At 70.4% G+C, this 17754-nt stretch carries 16 protein-coding genes; 13 read left to right on the forward strand and 3 right to left on the reverse strand.

What is annotated here, in order from left to right; translation table 11 throughout:
* The first annotated feature begins 25 nt into the window (after positions 1–25).
* The 7 genes from ACT3CF_RS05150 to ACT3CF_RS05180 all read left to right on the forward strand — a co-directional run bounded on the left by ACT3CF_RS05150 (position 26) and on the right by ACT3CF_RS05180 (position 7117).
* Complete coding sequence (locus ACT3CF_RS05150) at positions 26–2704, forward strand: bifunctional [glutamine synthetase] adenylyltransferase/[glutamine synthetase]-adenylyl-L-tyrosine phosphorylase (protein ID WP_478421356.1); 2679 nt, start codon at positions 26–28, stop codon at positions 2702–2704.
* A gap of 16 nt (positions 2705–2720) precedes the next feature.
* Positions 2721–3215 (forward strand): peroxiredoxin, encoded by a 495-nt coding sequence (locus tag ACT3CF_RS05155; protein ID WP_478420859.1) that lies wholly within the window; start codon positions 2721–2723, stop codon positions 3213–3215.
* Positions 3212–4009: a ferritin-like domain-containing protein gene (locus tag ACT3CF_RS05160; protein ID WP_478420860.1), complete on the forward strand. Its 798-nt coding sequence runs from the start codon at positions 3212–3214 to the stop codon at positions 4007–4009. The genes ACT3CF_RS05155 and ACT3CF_RS05160 overlap by 4 nt, the downstream gene beginning before the upstream one ends.
* A gap of 122 nt (positions 4010–4131) precedes the next feature.
* The gene (locus tag ACT3CF_RS05165; protein WP_478420861.1) at positions 4132–5370 is read left to right on the forward strand and encodes a peptidoglycan DD-metalloendopeptidase family protein; all 1239 of its coding nucleotides are present in this window, start codon (positions 4132–4134) and stop codon (positions 5368–5370) included.
* 160 nt (positions 5371–5530) lie between these two features.
* Complete coding sequence (gene erpA, locus ACT3CF_RS05170; RefSeq protein WP_478420863.1) at positions 5531–5872, forward strand: iron-sulfur cluster insertion protein ErpA; 342 nt, start codon at positions 5531–5533, stop codon at positions 5870–5872.
* Between the two features lie 5 nt (positions 5873–5877).
* Positions 5878–6651, forward strand: a complete 774-nt coding sequence (xth, locus tag ACT3CF_RS05175; RefSeq protein WP_478420864.1) for an exodeoxyribonuclease III — start codon at positions 5878–5880, stop codon at positions 6649–6651.
* Between the two features lie 187 nt (positions 6652–6838).
* Positions 6839–7117, forward strand: a complete 279-nt coding sequence (locus ACT3CF_RS05180; protein ID WP_478420865.1) for a hypothetical protein — start codon at positions 6839–6841, stop codon at positions 7115–7117.
* Positions 7118–7186: 69 nt separating this feature from the next.
* Here the strand turns inward: ACT3CF_RS05180 and ACT3CF_RS05185 are convergent, their stop codons facing one another.
* From ACT3CF_RS05185 to lptF, 3 genes are all read right to left on the reverse strand, one after another.
* Complete coding sequence (locus ACT3CF_RS05185; protein ID WP_478420867.1) at positions 7187–8335, reverse strand: N-acetyltransferase; 1149 nt, start codon at positions 8333–8335, stop codon at positions 7187–7189.
* Between the two features lie 157 nt (positions 8336–8492).
* Positions 8493–9590 (reverse strand): LPS export ABC transporter permease LptG, encoded by a 1098-nt coding sequence (gene lptG, locus ACT3CF_RS05190; protein WP_478420868.1) that lies wholly within the window; start codon positions 9588–9590, stop codon positions 8493–8495.
* Positions 9587–10783, reverse strand: a complete 1197-nt coding sequence (gene lptF / locus ACT3CF_RS05195; RefSeq protein WP_478420870.1) for an LPS export ABC transporter permease LptF — start codon at positions 10781–10783, stop codon at positions 9587–9589. Before lptF ends, lptG begins: the two co-directional genes overlap by 4 nt.
* A gap of 156 nt (positions 10784–10939) precedes the next feature.
* Between lptF and obgE the strand changes: the two genes are divergently transcribed.
* From obgE to ACT3CF_RS05225, 6 genes are all read left to right on the forward strand, one after another.
* Positions 10940–12025 (forward strand): GTPase ObgE, encoded by a 1086-nt coding sequence (gene obgE, locus ACT3CF_RS05200; protein WP_478421358.1) that lies wholly within the window; start codon positions 10940–10942, stop codon positions 12023–12025.
* Between the two features lie 11 nt (positions 12026–12036).
* Positions 12037–13185: a glutamate 5-kinase gene (proB, locus tag ACT3CF_RS05205; RefSeq protein WP_478421359.1), complete on the forward strand. Its 1149-nt coding sequence runs from the start codon at positions 12037–12039 to the stop codon at positions 13183–13185.
* On the forward strand, positions 13182–14087 hold the full coding sequence (locus tag ACT3CF_RS05210; RefSeq protein WP_478420871.1) for an NAD-dependent epimerase/dehydratase family protein: 906 nt from the start codon (positions 13182–13184) through the stop codon (positions 14085–14087). Before proB ends, ACT3CF_RS05210 begins: the two co-directional genes overlap by 4 nt.
* A gap of 72 nt (positions 14088–14159) precedes the next feature.
* On the forward strand, positions 14160–14402 hold the full coding sequence (locus ACT3CF_RS05215) for an acyl carrier protein (RefSeq protein ID WP_478420872.1): 243 nt from the start codon (positions 14160–14162) through the stop codon (positions 14400–14402).
* A 14-nt stretch (positions 14403–14416) separates the two neighbouring features.
* Positions 14417–15646 carry a serine palmitoyltransferase gene (gene spt, locus ACT3CF_RS05220; protein ID WP_478421361.1) on the forward strand — a complete coding sequence of 410 codons (1230 nt, stop codon included), beginning with the start codon at positions 14417–14419 and terminating at the stop codon, positions 15644–15646.
* Positions 15647–15698: 52 nt separating this feature from the next.
* Entirely contained in the window at positions 15699–17753 is a 2055-nt protein-coding gene (locus ACT3CF_RS05225; protein WP_478420873.1) for an ATP-binding protein, read from the forward strand.
* Position 17754 lies beyond the last annotated feature (1 nt).

A 17754-nucleotide genomic window follows, 5' to 3' on the forward strand; every position in this document is an offset into this window, starting at 1 on the left:
GTCGTCCGGCCAGTCATCGTCCGACCTGCCGTCACCGGCGCGGCTGGATGCCGTGCTGGCGCGGGCGCGGGCGCATTCGCCGTTTCTGGCGATGCTGATCGAGCGCGAGGGCATCGACGCCGAGCGGCTGGCCGCCGGGCTGGCCGATCCGTTCGGCGCACTGGCGACGATCGACCCCGCGATTGCCGAGCCGCGGCGGTTGCGGCTCGAGCGGCGGCGGCTGGCGGCGCTGGTCGCGCTGGGCGACCTGGCGGGGCATTTCGACCTCGACGCGGTGACGGGGCTGCTCACGCGCTTTGCCGACGACGCGCTCGACCGCGCGATCCGCACCGCGATCGCCGAGCGCACCCCCGATGCCGCGCCGCAGGGCTTTGCCGCGATCGCGCTGGGCAAGCAGGGGAGCCGCGAGCTCAACTATTCGTCGGACATCGACCCGATCCTGATCTTCGACCCCGAAACGCTGCCGTGCCGCCGCAACGAGGCGCCCGAGGAGGCGGCGGTGCGGATCGGGCGCCGCGTCGTCGAGATCCTGCAGGCGCGCGACGGCGACGGTTATGTGATGCGCATCGACCTGCGGCTGCGCCCGTCGCCCGAGGTGACGCCGATCGCGCTGCCGGTGGAGGCGGCGATTTCCTATTACGAATCGCAGGCGCTGCCATGGGAGCGTGCGGCCTTCATCCGCGCGCGCGCCTGTGCCGGCGACCGCGCGCTGGGCGAGGCGTTCCTGACCGCGATCCGCCCGTTCGTGTGGCGGCGCGCGCTCGATTTCGGGGCGATCCGCGAGATCGGCGACATTTCGCGCCGCATTCGTGACCATTACGCGCAGGCGCAGGCATTCGGGCCGGGATATGACCTGAAGCGCGGGCGCGGGGGCATCCGCGAGGTCGAGTTCTTTGCGCAGGTCCACCAATTGATCCATGGCGGGCGCGACCCCGCGCTGCGCGCGCCGGCGACGCGCGACGCGCTGGCGGCGCTGGCGGCGGCGGGGCGGATCGGCGGCGAGGAGGCGCGCGTGCTGACCGACGCCTATGTGCTGTTCCGCACGATCGAGCACCGGCTGCAGATGGTCGACGACCGCCAGACGCACGAGCTGCCCGCCGATGCGGGCGCGCTCGATAATGTCGCGCGGCTGCACGGGATGGACGACGGGGCGGCGCTGCTCGACCTGTTGCGGCCGGCGGTGACGCGGGTGGGGCGGATCTATGACTCGCTGGCGAGCGGCGAGGGCGAGGGGCTGCCGGGCGATGCCGACCGGCTGGCGGCGCGGCTGCAGGCGCTGGGCTTTGCCGATCCGGCGGCGGCGGTGCGGATCGTGCAGGCGTGGCGGAGCGGGCCGTATCCGGCGCTGCGCAGCCCGCAGGCGCGCGAGGCGCTGGAGGCGCTGTTGCCGCGGCTGGCCGACGCCTTTGCGCGCGCGCCCGACAACATGCACGCGCTGACGCGGTTCGATGCGATGCTGTCGCGGTTGCCGAGCGCGATCAACTTCCTGCGGCTGCTCGAGGCGCAGCCGGGGCTGCTCGCGCTGCTGAGCGCGATCCTGTGCCATGCGCCGCCGCTGGCCGAGCAACTGGGGCGACGCGCCGAGCTGCTCGACGGGCTGATCGACGCGAGCGCGCTGGCGCCGATGCCCGACGTGCCGGCGCTGGTCGCGGCGATGGCGGCGCGCGAGGCCGATGCCGATTACCAGTGGGTGCTCGAGCATGTGCGGCGGCTGGTCGGCGAGAAGCGCTTTGCGCTGGGCGCGCAGATCGTCGCGGGGGCGAGCGACCCGATCGACGTCGCCGCCGGCTATGCGCGCGTCGCCGAGGCGGCGATCACGGTGCTCGCGGGCGCGACGGTGGCCGAGTTCGAGCGCGTCCATGGCCGCGTGCCCGACAGCGAGCTGGTCATCCTGGCGCTGGGGCGGATGGGGGGGCAGGCGCTGACGCACGCGTCGGACCTCGACCTCATCTACCTGTTCACCGGCGACTATGCCGCCGAATCGGACGGCGCGAAGCCGCTGGGGGCGGTGACCTATTACAACCGGCTGGCGCAGCGCGTGACCGCAGCGCTTTCGGTGCCGACCGCGGCGGGGCCGCTGTACGAGGTCGACACGCGGTTGCGGCCGTCGGGCGCGCAGGGGCCGCTTTCGGTCTCGCTCGACGCATTCCGGCGATACCAGGAGGCCGATGCCTGGACGTGGGAGCACATGGCGCTGACGCGCGCGCGGCCGGTGTTCGGATCGGCGGCGGCAAGGGCGCAGGTGGCCGACATCGTCGCGGCGGTGCTGGCGGGGGCGCGGCCCGCGCGCGACATCCCCGCCGAGGCGGCGCGGATGCGCGACGACATCGCGACGCACAAGCCGCCCGCGGGGCCGCTGGACGTCAAGCTGCTCGACGGCGGGCTCGTCGACCTGGAATTCGCGGTGCATGTCCGCCAGCTCACGCGGCGCACGGCATTCGCGCCGAGGCTGGCCGAGGCGATCGCCGCGCTGATCGCCGAGGGGCTGCTGCCCCCGGCGATGGCCGATGCCTATGCGCTGCTGTCGCGGTTGCTGGTGGTGTGCCGGCTGGTGGCGCCCGACGGACAGGTGCCGCCCCCCGCGACGCAGGTGCTGATCGCGCGCGCGCTGGGGCTGGCCGACTGGAACGCGGTGGTTGCGTCGCTCGAGCGGACCCGGCAGGAGGTGCGCGATTGCTGGGCGGCGGTGCGCGCCGCCGGCTGACCGGAGGAGTTTGCCCATGTCCGAGGCCGAGATGCCCGCGCCGCTGGCGCCGGGCGATGCCGTTCCCGCCGTGACGCTGACCGCCGCCGACGGGTCGGCGATCGACCTGAAGGCGTGTATCGGCGCGCCGCTGGTCGTCTATTTCTATCCCAAGGACGACACGAGCGGCTGCACGCGCGAGGCGCAGGAATTTTCGGAGCGGATCGACGCCTTTGCGGCGCTGGGCGCGCGCGTGATCGGCGTGTCGAAGGATTCGCCCGCGCGACACCAGAAGTTCACCGCCAAATACGGCCTGACCGTGCCGCTGGCGAGCGACGAGGACGGCACGGCGATGGCCGCGTTCGGCGTGTGGGTGGAAAAGCAGCTCTATGGCAAACGCTATATGGGCATCGAGCGTTCGACCTTCCTGTTCGATGCGGCCGGGCGGCTGGCGAAGGCATGGCGCAAGGTGAAGGTGCCGGGCCATGCCGAGGCGGTGCTCGACGCGGTGCGCGCGCTGGGCGACGCGTGAGCAGAAGCGTCGCCGAGGCCGCGCGCGCGGTCCTGACCACCGCCGATCCGCGCGCGAAGGTGATGGCGGCGCGCAACGCCGCGCGCGAATGGCGGCTGGGACGGCTCGACTTCCGCTTCGACGCGGCGATGCCCGACCGGCCCGCACGCCCCGAGCGGCCCGAACTGTGGCCGCCCAACCGGATGCCCAAGCGCGGCCGCGGCGGGTCCGAACGCGGACGGATCGCGCTGATCCACGCGCTCGCGCATATCGAGTTCGCGGCGATCGACCTGGCGTTCGACGCGGTGGGACGGTTCGGCGCGGCATTTCCGCGCGGCTTCACCGACGACTGGATGCGCGTCGGCGCCGACGAGGCGATGCATTTCGCGCTGCTCGACCGCCGGCTGCACCAGCTGGGCAGCCATTACGGCGCGATGCCCGCGCACGACGGATTGTGGGACGCCGCGGCCGAGACCGCGCACGACCGGCTGGCGCGGCTGGCGGTGGTGCCGATGGTGCTCGAGGCGCGCGGGCTGGACGTCACGCCGGCGACTATCGAGCGGTTCGAAGCCGCGGGCGACACCGCGACGGCGCGCATCCTGACGCGCATCCTGACCGACGAGGTGCGCCATGTCCGCGCGGGGACGACATGGTTCGAATCAGCCTGCAAGGCCGATGGTTTGGCTCCCGAAACGACGTGGCACGCGCTGGTCCGCGCGCATTTTCGCGGATTGATTAAGCCGCCGTTCAACGACTCGGCGCGCGACTCAGCCGGTCTAACGCGGTCTTATTACCAAGCGCTTGCGGCGGGCTGACGCATCGGCTCAAAAGCCATCCGTCAGATGCGGCGGGGGCTGTTCTGGCAAAAAAACGGGTCGAGGGCAGGCGTCGCGCCACCGCGCGACGACGGCTGCTGCAACGCATAAGCCGGGGACGCATGGCGGACGAGAACGCAAGCAACGCGAAAGCGAGCAAGGCCAATACGACCGAAAATGCGCAGCTGCTGCGGCAGTTCCGTGATTTCTTCACCACACGTCATTTCATTCTGCACAACGGCCGCGACCTGCGCCGTTTCAGCATCGGCGCACGGGCGCAGGCGCTGATGGCGGGCGTCGCGTCGCTGACGCTGCTCTTTTCGGGCTATGGCGTGTCGCAGGCGATGGCCGAGGCGATCACCACCAGCGGCGTTTCGGCCCGGCCGGCGACGCCCGAGGCGCAGCTTCGCGCGCTCCGCGCCGAAGTCGCGCGGATGCAGAGCGAGGTTGCCGAGGCCAAGCAGGCGGTGCGCGACCATGCCCAGCGCGTCGAACAGCGCCAGGCGCTGCTCGCGGCGGTGATCGACGGCAAGGCCAAGGGCGGCGCGCTCGACAAGCTGGCGGGCGCGGTGGAACCGGCGGCGCCGGCACGCGGCAAGCTGGCGCAGGAACTCGTCGCGCCGCTGCGCGCGGTTGAGGCGCACCAGGTCACGCTGGCGGGCAAGGCGCGCGCGGCGGGCGAGGCGCGGATCGCGCGCACCACCGTCACGCTGCACCGGCTGGGACTTTCGCCCGCCCGCTTCGCGAACGCGCAGGGCGGCATGGGCGGCCCCTATGAGCCGATCAGCGACAGCGCGGGCACCAACGGCACCACCACCGGCACCACCGAGGTCGCGGCGCGCGCGGACGAGGAGTTCCGCACGCTGTTCCTCACCTGGAAGAAGCTCGACGCGCTCGAGCAGACGGTGATTTCGGTGCCGTCGATGCAGCCGGTCGAGAAGCTGGTCTTCACGTCGCATTTCGGCGTGCGTTCGGACCCGTTCCGCGGCACCGCCGCGATGCATGCCGGCGTCGACATTCCGGGTTCGATCGGCACCCCGATCTATGCCACCGCCGACGGCGTCGTCTCGCACGCCGGCCGCCAGGGCGGGTACGGCAACCTGGTGCAGATCAACCATGGCCGCGGCATCGAGACGCGCTATGGCCACCTGTCGAAGATCCTCGTCGCCGACAATACCCGCGTGCGCCGCGGCCAGATCATCGGGCTGATGGGTTCGACCGGCCGTTCGACCGGCAGCCACCTGCATTACGAGGTTCGCGTCGACGGCCGTGCCGTCAACCCGATCCCGTTCCTGCAGACGGGCGAATATGTCGCCTCGGCGCAGCAGGTCCAGGGCGGCGTGGGCGGCCCGCGCCCGTAACCCTTTACGGCAAGCGCCGGCCGTTGCGGCCGGGCAGGGGGCCGGTTCGGCGATCGCCGGGCCGGCTTTTTTGCGTCGCCTCGCGGCGTGGGTGCGGGGTGGAGCCGGGCGCCGGTGCGCGGCATTGCCTGGCGCGGGCGTGCGCCCTATCTCGGTCCGCATGACCAGCACCACCCAGCCGGAAATCGCCCTGTCGCCCGCGGCGGCGGCGCGCGTCGCCGCCATCGCCGCCAAGCAGGGCAAGCCCGCCATCCTGCGCCTTTCGGTCGAGGGCGGCGGCTGTTCGGGCTTCCAGTACCGGTTCGGCCTGGCCGACGCGGTGGCCGAGGACGATGTGGTGGTGGAGACCGACGGCGTGCGGCTGGCGGTCGATTCGATCAGCCTCGACCTGGTGCGCGGCGCGCGCGTCGATTTCGTCGATTCGCTGGGCGGCGCGGCGTTCCGCGTCGAGAACCCCAATGCGGTGGCCGGTTGCGGCTGCGGCACCAGCTTTGCGGTCTGACGCCGATGCCGCGGATCGTCACCTATAACGTCAACGGCATCAAGGCGCGGCTGGAGCGGCTGACCGAATATCTGGCCGAGCAGAAGCCCGACATCGTGTGCCTGCAGGAACTGAAGGGCGCCGACGAGACGCTGCCCGTCGCGGCGATCGAGGCGGCGGGATATGGCGCGGTGTGGCACGGGCAGAAGGGGTTCAACGGCGTCGCCGTGCTCGCGCGCGGGCAGCAGCCGGTCGAACGCCAGCGCGGGCTGGCGGGCGATCCCGAGGACGCGCACAGCCGCTATATCGAGGCCGAGGTCGACGGGCTGATCGTCGCGTCGATCTATCTGCCCAACGGCAACCCGCAGCCGGGGCCGAAATTCGATTACAAGCTGCGCTGGATGGAACGGCTGGCCGAGCGGGCGAAGGCGCTGCTCGCCGAGGAACGGCCGGTGGTGCTGGCGGGCGATTACAACGTCATTCCCAATGACGACGACACGTTTTCGGTGCGCGCCATGGCCGACGACGCGCTGATGCAGCCCGAATCGCGCCAGCGTTACCGCACGCTGCTGGCGCAGGGTTGGACCGACGCGCTGCGCACGCGATACCCGCAGGGGGGCGTGTGGACCTTCTGGGACTATCAGGCGGGCGCGTGGCAGCGCGATGCCGGGTTCCGCATCGACCATCTGTTGCTGAGCCCGCAGGCCGCCGACCGGATGACCGGGGCCGGCGTCGACAAGTCCTATCGCGGGCGCGAGCGGGCAAGCGACCATGCGCCGACCTGGGTGACATTGCGCTGAGGCCGATCGGCGCCGCGTGGTGCGATTTGCCAGGGGATGGCGAATTTCGCCGGATTTTCGCGAATGTCCCGCGGCCGCGCCGGCGAGAATGGCGGAAATCCGCAGTTTAGGTGTTTGGCATGACTAATGCACCTGCATGGGGCGCAGGCGGGAAGCCGCCTGTGTCCCACAAGGCAGGAGTTGGAACATGCGTGCTTTCAAGCTGATTTCGGTCGCCGCCATGGCGCTTTCACTGGGAACGGCAGTGTCGCCCGCGCTGGCGCGCGCCATTCCCGAGCCGACCGCCGCCGCCGAGAAGAAGGTCGACGACCAGAGCGATCCCGCCGCGGCGAACCGCAAATATTGCGTCGAGAGCTATGTCACCGGATCGCGGCTGCCGCACCGCGAATGCCGCACGCGCGCCGACTGGATCGCGAGCGAGGGCTTCGATCCCGCGACGGCGCCGCAGGTGCGGGGCCGCCGCTGATCGCGCGGGCGCCGGGATGCCGGGCGGGGGCGGGCGCGACGCACCGTTCCCCGCCGGCGGGCGCCGCGCTCAGAGCGCCTTCTGATAGACGCGGTATTCGCGGTTGACGTGGCTGTTGATCGCGTCGGCGATCGCGATCATCCCCTGATTGTCGTCGAGGATCCAGCCGATCTCGCCCCGCGACGCGCCGTAATGCGTGGTGGCGGCGCGGCGGATATATTCGATCATCATGAAGGCGAGCTGGCTGGCCTTGCGCGACGCCTGGAGGCGCTTGACCACGCCCATCAGCGGCACGCGCATCGTGCGGACGCGCGGACGGCGCAGCCACAGCAGCAGCCTGGCCCAGCCGAAGGGAAAGAGGCTGCCGTTGAGCGGCTTGAGCGCCTCGTTGAGGTCGGGGAGCGTCATCATGAACGCCACCGGCTCGCCGTCGATTTCGGCGATGCGGATCAGATCCTCGAACACCAGCGGCTTCAGCTTCTTGCCGACATCGTCGATTTCGGGCTGGGTGAGCGGGACGAAGCCCCAATTGTCCGACCAGGCGTCGTTGAGGATCGCGAGGATCGTCGCCGCCTCTTCGTCGAAGCGCGACTTGTCGACCTGACGGATGCGGACGCGCGGATCCTTTTCGCCCGCGGCGACGATGCGCTGGACGATCGGCGGAAACTCGCGCGTGATGTCGAGTTCGTAGGTGAGCAGCGTCTTGGCGGTCGTGTAGCCCAGCCGCTCGATCCAGCCCTGATAGCGCTGGGGGTGGTGGCCCATCAGGATCGTGGGGGCATGATCGTGGCCGCGCACGAGCAGGCCGGGTTCCTCCCACACCGACAGGCTGACCGGGCCGAGCACGCGCGTCATCCCCTTGGCGCGCAGCCAGTCCTCGGCCGTGGCGATCAGCGCGGCGGCGGTTTCCTCATCCTCGGCCTCGAACATGCCGAAAAAGCCGGTGCCGGGGCCGAAGCCCTGTTCGGGCGGCATGTCGAGCGCGAGGCGGTCGATATGCGCCGAGATGCGGCCGACGACGCGGCCGTCGCGTTCGGCGAGGAAGAGCTGGGCCTCGGCATGGCTGAACCAGCCGTTCTTGCGCGGATCGATCGTGCCCGCGACATCGGCCTTGAGCGGCGGCACCCAGTTGGGATCGCCGGCGTTGAGGCGATAGGCGAGGTCGATAAAGGCCTTGGTGTCGCGCTTGCCGGCGACGGGGCGAATGCGGAGAGACATGGCAGGATTTCCGATACTGAAATACGGGGTGCGCCGCCACGGCTGCGGCTGAAAACACTTTTCGGGGCGGATCATCGGCCGAAGCGGCGGCGATGATCAAGCCCCGTTCGCGCCGCCGCGCCTCCTTGCACGTGGGGAGGGCGGCAACCGGGCGCGGCTATTCCTCGCTGCGCAACAGCACCGCCTCGCCGATCATCAGGAACAGCAGGAACGGCGCCCAGGCGGCGAGGAAGGGCGGATAGGCGCCCAGATTGCCCATGGCGAGGGCGAAATTGTCGGCGACGAAATAGAGAAAGCCGAGCGCCATGCCGATCACGGCACGCAGGAACAGCTTGCCCGAACGCGCGATGCCGAAGGCGGCGACCGCACCGAGCAGCGGCATCAGGATCGACGAGAGCGGCCCCGACAGCTTGTGCCACAGCGCGCCTTCGAGCGCCTTGGTCGGGCGGCCGGCGACCTTGAGCTCGTCGATCGCCTCCTTGAGCTGCCAGAAGGGCGTGCTGTCGGGATCGACATGGTTGAGCGTGAACTGGTCGGGACGGACGCCGTCGCCCAGCAGCGCGGTGCCGGGGGCGGTCATCTGGCCGCTGGCGATGTCGAACCGGCGGACGCCGTCGGCGCGCCAGCCCTGACCCTCGCGCCGGGCATGTGCGGCGGTGACGATCGTGCGCAGCGCCTCGCCCGTGCGTTCGTAGACGGTGATGCCGTAGAGCTGGGCCGCATCGCCGCGCCCGCGGATCTGATCGACGGCGATCAGGTCGGCGCCGTTCTTGACCCACACGTTCGAGCGATCGCCGCGGTCGATCGGCATCGGGCCGAAATCGACCTTCGACCATTGTTCGAGCGTCGCGGTGGCGCGCGTGACGACGCGTTCGTTGAAGGTGAACGACACGAGCGCGACGCCGAGCGCCGTCGCCATCAGCGGCGCGAGCAACTGGTGCGCGGACAGGCCGGCGGCCTTGAGCGCGATCACCTCGCTGTTCTGGTTGAGCTGCATGAAGGTGAGGATCGTGCCGAGCAGCACCGAGAAGGGGAGGAAGCGCGCGACGATCTGGGGCGCGCGCAGGCCGACATAGCGCCAGATCTCGGCCTCGCCATTGCCCGGATGCGCGAGGATCGACCCCGATTCGCTGAGCAGGTCGAGCGCCTGGAGCACCAGCACGAGCATCGCGAGGATCGCGAGCGTGCGCGTGAGGAACATCCGCCCCGTGTAGAGCGCGAGCGCGCGCGAGGGGAACAGGTCGATCAGCTTCATGCCCGCGACTCCTTGCGGCGGCCGGGCAGATATTTGCGGATCAGCTTCCACGCCTTGGCGAACACGCGTTCGAGTGCGCCGATCGGCTGGCCGCCGGGGACATAGGCGACGGTGTGATACATCCAGATCACCAGCCCCGCGAACACCGCGAACGGCACCCACAGCGCCAGGATGGGATCGATCTTGCCGAGCGCGCCGACGGCCTCGGCATATTCGTTGACCTTGTGATAGGTGACGATCATCACGATCGAGAGGAACACGCCGAGCGCCGAGGTCGAGCGCTTGGGCGGGATGCCGAGCGCCACCGCGAGCATCGGCAGCAGGAAGATCGACACGATCTCCGCCAGCCGGAAATGGAACTGCGCGCGGCTGGTATCGCGCTGTTCGAGATCGGCGCGCGGGTCGCCGCCGATCCGCGCGAGTTCGGGCAGCGTCAGTTCGAGGTTGCGGCCGCCGCGCTTGCGGAAATTCTCGTACTTGGGCAGCGGGATCGGCAGGTTGTGCGTCGTGAAGGTGAGCACGCGCGGCACCGGCGAGCCCTTGTCATGATGGACGAGCGTGCCGTTGGTGAGGCGGAAGATGATCGTGTCGGGATCGTCCGAGCGCAGGAAGGTGCCCTTTTCCGCGCTGACCGCGAGCGGGGTGCCGTCGCTGGTCTTCATCTGGACGAAGATGCCCGACAGCTCGCGCCCTTCCTTCTGGCTGTCCTCGATCCGCAGCGTCATCTTGGGGCCGAAGCTGGTGAACTCGCCCACCTTGATCGACGCGCCGAGCGCGCCCGAGCGCAGTTCGAAGCGGAGCTGTTCGTAATTGTAGCGTGCCCAGGGCTGGATATAGCCGACGATCGCCAGGTTGAGCAGCGCGAGCGCCATCGCGTACATATAGGGCACGCGCAGCAGCCGGGTGTAGCTCATCCCCACGGCGCGCATCACGTCGAGCTCGGACGAGGTCGCGAGCTTGCGGAAGGCGAGCAGGATGCCGAGCATGAGCCCGATCGGGATGCCGAGCCCCAGATATTCGGGAAGCAGGTTGGCGAGCATCCGCCAGACCACGCTGACCGGCCCGCCTTCGGTCGCGACGAAGTCGAACAGGCGGAGCATCCGGTCGAGCACGAGGAGCATCGCCGAAATGAGCAGCGTGGAGATCAGCGGAACCGCGATCAGCCGCGCCATGTAGCGATCGATCGATTTCATGCGGTGCGACGGAAGCCTTGCTGTTGGGTCATCGGCGCCCGGCGACGCCCTGGTGAACGCCAAAGCGTATAGCCGGGGTTCCGTTCCATGCCAGCCCGAAAGTGCCAAATGCACGCCATGGGGTGACGGATTTGCGGCAATGGCTATATGCACCCCATGCATTTCCTCGACCAAGCCAAGATTTTCGTGCGTTCGGGCCATGGCGGCCCCGGCGCCGTCAGCTTTCGCCGCGAAAAGTACATCGAATATGGCGGCCCCGACGGCGGCGACGGCGGCAAGGGCGGCGACATCGTGTTCGAGGCCGTGCCCGGCCTGAACACGCTGATCGATTTCCGCTATACCCAGCATTTCCGCGCGCCGCGCGGCACCGGCGGGTCCGGATCGAACAAGACCGGCGCCGGCGGGCGCGACCTGGTCATCAAGGTGCCGGTGGGCACGCAGATCCTGGCCGACGACGAGGAGCGCACGCTGCTGCTCGACATGACCTATCCGGGCCAGCGCCAGGTGTTCCTGCGCGGCGGCGACGGCGGGCGCGGCAATGCGAGCTACAAGACGTCGACCAACCGCGCGCCGCGCCAGCACGGCACCGGCTGGCCCGGTGAGGAGGCGTGGGTGTGGCTGCGGCTGAAGCTGCTCGCCGATGCGGGGCTGGTCGGGCTGCCCAACGCGGGCAAGTCGACCTTCATCAACGCGGTGACCAACGCCAAGGCCAAGGTCGGCGCCTATGCCTTCACCACCACGCGGCCGCAGCTGGGCGTCGTGAGCCACAAGGGGCGCGAATTCGTGCTGGCCGACATTCCCGGCCTGATCGAAGGCGCAGCTGACGGGGCGGGGATCGGCGATCGCTTCCTGGGGCATATCGAGCGCTGCCGTGTGCTGTTGCACCTGGTCGACGCGCATGGCGACGACCCGGTCGAGGCCTATCGCATCGTCCGCGGCGAGCTTGACGCCTATGGCGCCGGGCTGACCGACAAGCCCGAGGTGATCGCGCTCAACAAGGTCGACCTGCTCGACGACGAGCTGACCGAGGCGCTGTCGGCCGAACTCGCCGAGGCGAGCGGCGCCGAGGTGATCCCGATTTCGGGCGCGACCGGCGCGGGCGTCGAGGCGGTGCTCGACCGGCTGCTCGAGCGGATCGGCCCGGCCGACAGCTATGGCGAGGCGCATCGCAGCGGCGATTCGGATCCGGACGCCGAAGGCGAGGCGGGCGAGGATGCGCCCAAGCCGTGGTCGCCGATCTGAGCGAGGCGGCGATGGCGGAACTGGACCCGGAACAGTCGCTGGACCTGAACGCCGCGCTGGCGCCCGAGCGGTGCGCGCGGCTGGTGGTCAAGGTCGGTTCGGCGCTGCTCGTCGACCCCGACGGGCGCGTGCGGCGCGAGTGGCTGGCCGGGCTGGTCGCCGACCTGGCCGCGCGCGCTGCGGCGGGGCAGCAGATCGTCGTCGTCTCGTCGGGCGCGATCGCGCTGGGAGCGCGGCGGCTGGGGCTCGCCAAGGGCGGGCGCGCCAGCCTGGAGGATGCGCAGGCCGCCGCCGCGACGGGCCAGATCGCGCTTTCGAGCCATTGGGCGACGCTGCTCCACGAACAGGGGCTGACCGCCGCGCAGATCCTGGTGACGCTCGACGACCTCGAGACGCGGCGCCGCTACCTCAACGTCTCGGCGACGCTCGACCGGCTGCTGCGGCTGGGCGTGGTGCCGGTCATCAACGAGAATGACAGCGTCGCGACCGAGGAGATCCGCTTCGGCGACAACGACCGGCTGGCGGCGCGCGTCGGCAGCGCGTGCGGCGCCGACGGCGTGCTGCTGCTGTCCGACGTCGACGGGCTGTACGACGCCAACCCCGCGACTCACGCCGGGGCGCAGCGCATCGCGCGCGTCGATTCGATCGAGGCGGTGGCGCACATGGCCGATTCGCGGTCGGCGTCGGGGATGGGATCGGGCGGCATGGTGTCGAAGGTCGAGGCGGCGCGGATCGCGACCGCGGCGGGCGCGCATCTGGGCATCGCCACGGGCCGCGTCGCGCGTCCGCTGACCGCGCTGGCGACGCGCGGCGGCACGCTGTTCGTCGCGCACGGCCCGGCGCGCGCGCGCAAGGCGTGGCTGAGCGGCGGGCTGACTGCGCAAGGCACCATCCATATCGATGCGGGGGCGGCCCGCGCACTGCGCGACGGGCGCAGCCTGTTGCCCGCGGGCGCCACGCGGATCGAGGGCGGCTTCGTCCGCGGCGACCTGGTGGTGGTGGTCGGCCCCGACGGCGAGCGGATCGCGCGCGGGCTGGCCGAATATGACCGCGAGGAGGCGGAACGGATCATGGGAATGCGCAGCGACGCGATCGAGGCGGTGCTGGGCTATGCGCCGCGCGCCGCGCTGGTGCACCGCAGCCACATGGCGCTGTTGTGAGCGTGCTGGCGATCACCGGCGGGACGGGCTTTGTCGGTTCGTGCCTGATCGAGCTGGCGCTCGCCGCGGGGCATCGCGTGCGCGCGCTCACCCGGCGCGCACAGCCCGCGCGCGACGGCATCGAATGGGTGCCCGGCAGCCTGGACGACGCCGCGGCGCTGCAGGCGCTGGCGACCGGCGCCGATGCGGTGATCCATGTCGCCGGGGTGGTCAACGCGCCGACGCGCGACGGCTTTGCCCGCGGGAACATCGACGGCACCGCGGCGATGCTGGCGGCGGCGCAGGCGGCGGGCGTGAACCGTTTCGTCCATGTCTCGTCGCTCGCCGCGCGCGAGCCGCGCCTGTCGACCTATGGCTGGTCGAAGGCCGAGGCGGAGGCGCTGGTCACGGCCGCGCCGCTCGACTGGACGATCGTGCGGCCGCCGGCGATCTTCGGTCCCGGCGATCGCGAGATGCTGGAACTGTTCCGGATGGCGCGATGGGGGCTGGCGCTGTTGCCGTCGGCCGGGCGGCTGTCGGTGATCGAGGTGAGCGAGCTGGGGCGGCTGTTGCTCGCGCTGGCGGCGACGCACGACTGCCGCACGATCCTGGAGGTCGACGACGGCCGCCCCGGCGGGTGGACGCACCGCGAATTCGCGCATGCGCTGGGCGCAGCGGTGGGGCGGCGCGTGCTGGCGCTGCGCGTGCCGCGGCCGCTGCTGATGGCGACCGCCTGGGCCGACCGGCGCGTCCGCGGCGACCGGGCGAAGCTGACGCCCGACCGCGTCGACTATTTCTGCCATCCCGACTGGGTGGTCGATCCCGCCCGCCGCGTGCCCGCCCAAATGTGGCAACCGACGCTCGATACGCCCGCCGCGCTGGCACGTACCGCGGCATGGTATCGCGCGAACGGGCTGCTATAGAGCGCCGTTCGCCCAAACCCCGCCGCATTTGCTTGGCAGGGCGGGCCTCGAACCACCATTCAAGGAATGACCGTGAGCGACCGCGCCGAAATCTTCCAGACCGTCTCCCGCCTGATCGAGCCGTTCAACAAGAAGGGCATCGCGCTGACGGACTCCACCAGCTTTGCCGGCGACCTGGAGTGGGACAGCCTGACCGTGATGGATTTCGTCGCGGCGATCGAGGACGAGTTCGACATCATCATCACGATGAACATGCAGGCCGAGATCGAGACCGTCGGCCAGCTCGTCGACGCGGTCGCCAAGCTGAAGGGCTGAGCCAAGTGACCGAAATGCTGCGTACCGACGGGGCGCCCGCGACGGGCGACCTGATGAGCAAGTTCGACGGCCTGATCGCCGAACGCCAGAAGCTGCTCGACAGCGGCGTGACCGATCCGTTCGCGATCGTGATGGACCAGGTGAAGTCGCCGACCGAGGCGGTGATCAAGGGCCGCGACACGATCCTGCTCGGCACCTACAACTATATGGGCATGACCTTTGACCCCGACGTGATCGCGGCGGGGATCGAGGCGCTGAAGACCTTTGGTTCGGGAACCAACGGCAGCCGCATGCTCAACGGCACCTTCCGCGACCATATGGAAGCCGAGGCGGCGCTGCGCGAATTCTATGGCACCAGCGGCGCGATCGTGTTTTCGACCGGCTATCAGGCCAATCTGGGCATGATCAGCACGCTGGCGGGCAAGGGCGAATATGTCGTGCTCGACGCCGATAGCCATGCGTCGATCTATGACGGCTGTTCGATGGGCAATGCCGAGATCGTCCGCTTCCGCCACAATTCGGTCGAGGATCTCGACAAGCGGCTGGGCCGCCTGCCGGTCGAGCCGGGCAAGCTCGTCGTGCTCGAGGGCGTCTATTCGATGCTGGGCGACATCGCCCCGTTGCGCGAGATGGTCGCGGTAGCGAAGAAGCACGGCGCGATGGTGCTTGTCGACGAAGCGCACTCGATGGGCTTTTTCGGTCCCAACGGGCGCGGCGTGTACGAGGACCAGGGGCTGGAGGGGCAGGTCGATTTCGTCGTCGGCACCTTTTCCAAGTCGGTCGGCACGGTCGGCGGCTTCTGTGTCTCGAACCATCCCAAGTTCGAGGCGGTGCGGCTGGCGTGCCGCCCCTATATCTTCACCGCGTCGCTGCCGCCGTCGGTGGTCGCGACCGCCGCGACGTCGATCCGCAAGCTGCGCCACGCGCACGAAAAGCGCGCGCGGCTGTGGGACAATGCGCGCCGGCTGCACGGCGGGCTGACGCAGATGGGCTTCCGCCTGGGCACCGCGACGCCCGATTCGGCGATCATCGCGGTGATCCTGGAGGACCAGGAACAGGCGGTGCGGATGTGGCAGGCGCTGCTCGATAACGGGCTGTACGTCAACATGGCGCGCCCGCCCGCGACCCCGGCCGGCACCTATCTGCTGCGCTGCTCGCTGTGCGCCGAGCACACGAGCGAGCAGATCGATCGCGTGCTGGGCATGTTCGAGGCGGCGGGCAAGGCGGTCGGCGTCCTCGGCTGAGGGCAAACCGCAGCTTTTCAGCCGCCGCCGAAAAGCCTAGGATAGGCGCCGGATGAGCGAGGGACAGGGCACCCTGATCGATCGTGTTCGTCACATGACGAACTGGCGGATCCTTCTGCTCGGCGCCTTGGCGGTGCTGGGGCTGGGGGTGCTTGCCGCGCTCATCCTGCTCCAGCAGCGCAGCGACCGCGAGCGCGACCTGGCGATCGCGCGCCAGCAGCACACGTTCGAAGTGGTGATGCGCGCGCGCGAACTGTCGGGCGCGATCTCTTCGGCGGAAGCGGCGCTGGGACGCTATGTCGTCAGCGGCGACCGCACGCTGGGCCAGGAATATACCGAGCAATGGACGCGCGCGGGCGACCAGCTCGCGCGGTTGCGCCAGTTGACCGGCGACAGCCCGCGCCAGCAGGCGCAGATCGCCCGGCTGCGCAGCGCCTTCGACCAGCGCGGCAAGGAACTCAACGAAACCGCGCTTTATTCGACCTTCAAGCGCCACAACGACGCCTGGGGCAGCTATTACCGCGTGCGCAACAGCCCGGCGCGCCAGCAGGTCGAGGCGCTGGTGGGGCAGATCGTCGATTCGGAGCGCACGCTGCTGCGCGCCCGCACACAGGCGGCGGCCGATCTGGTCGAGAATTCGAGCGTCGCGTCGCACGTCCTGATGGGGTTCGGCGTGCTGATCGTGCTGGGCGCGATCCTGATCGGCTGGATGGCGATCGAGGCCGAGGGCCAGCGCGCGCGCGCCGATGCCGAGGCCGAGGCCGAGCGCGCGCGGGCCGAGCAGCTTCAGGCCGCGGTCGAGGCCGCGACCGCCGAACTGCGCAGCGAGGCGCGCGAGCGCGAACAGGCCGAAGCCCAGCTCCGCCAGGTGCAGAAGATGGAGGCGGTGGGCCAGCTGACCGGCGGCATCGCGCACGATTTCAACAACATGCTGGCGGTGGTGCTGGGCGGGCTGGAACTCGCCAAGCGGCACCTGCACAGCAACGGCCCCGACGCGCAGCGCCACATCGAGAACGCGATGGAGGGCGCCAACCGCGCCGCCGCGCTGACCCGGCGGCTGCTCGCCTTTTCGCGCGCCGAGGCGCTGTTGCCCGAGCCGGTGGAGGCATCGGCGCTGATCGCGGGGATGCACGAGCTGCTCGACCGCACGCTGGGCGACACGATCCGCGTCGTGACGCGCGACGCCGGGACCGGATGGCGCATCCATGTCGACCGGCACCAGCTGGAAAATGCGCTGCTCAACCTGGCGGTCAACGCGCGCGACGCGATGGACGGGCGCGGCACGCTGACCATCACCACGGCGGGCGCGATGCTGGCGGCGGGGCAGGTGGGCGAGTGCGCAGCCGGCGAATATGTGACGATCACCGTCGCCGACACCGGCTGCGGCATGCCGCCCGAAGTGCTCGAGCGCGTGTTCGAACCGTTCTTTACCACCAAGCCGGTGGGCAAGGGCACGGGGCTGGGCCTCAGCCAGATCTTCGGCTTCGTGCGCCAGTCGGGCGGCGAGATCGGGATCGAGACCGCGATCGGGCGCGGCACGCGCGTGACGCTGTACATGCCGCGCCACGTCGCCGCGGCGGCCGCCGGCGAGGCGGAAACGGGCGGGATGACGCCGTCGCCGACGGCGCTGCCGGCCGCCGCTGCGCCGGTGGCGGTGAGCCCGGCGGCGCCCGCCCTGGCACCGGCCGTGCCGGTGCCCGTGCCGGTCGGGGCGGGGCGGCCCGCGGCGCTCGACATCCTGGTCGTCGAGGACGATCCGCGCGTGCTGACCGCGACCAAGAGCGCGATCGAGGAACTGGGCCACCGCGTCACCACCTGCACCGACCCGATCGCCGTGCCGCATGTGATCGAGGCGATGCCCGCGCTCGACCTGATCGTCAGCGACGTGCTGATGCCCGGACAGACGGGACCGGAGATGATCGCGGCGCTGGGCGAGCGGATCGGCGATGTCGGCGTGCTGTTCGTCACCGGTTTTGCCGGCGATGTCGATGCCGCGACGTTCGGCGGCCACACGGTGCTGCGCAAGCCCTATACGCTCGCCGGGCTAGCCAAGGCGATCGACGAGGCGATGCAGGTCGATCGCGGCACGCGCGTCGCCGCCGAATAGC

This window comes from Sphingomonas chlorellae (assembly GCF_056485145.1).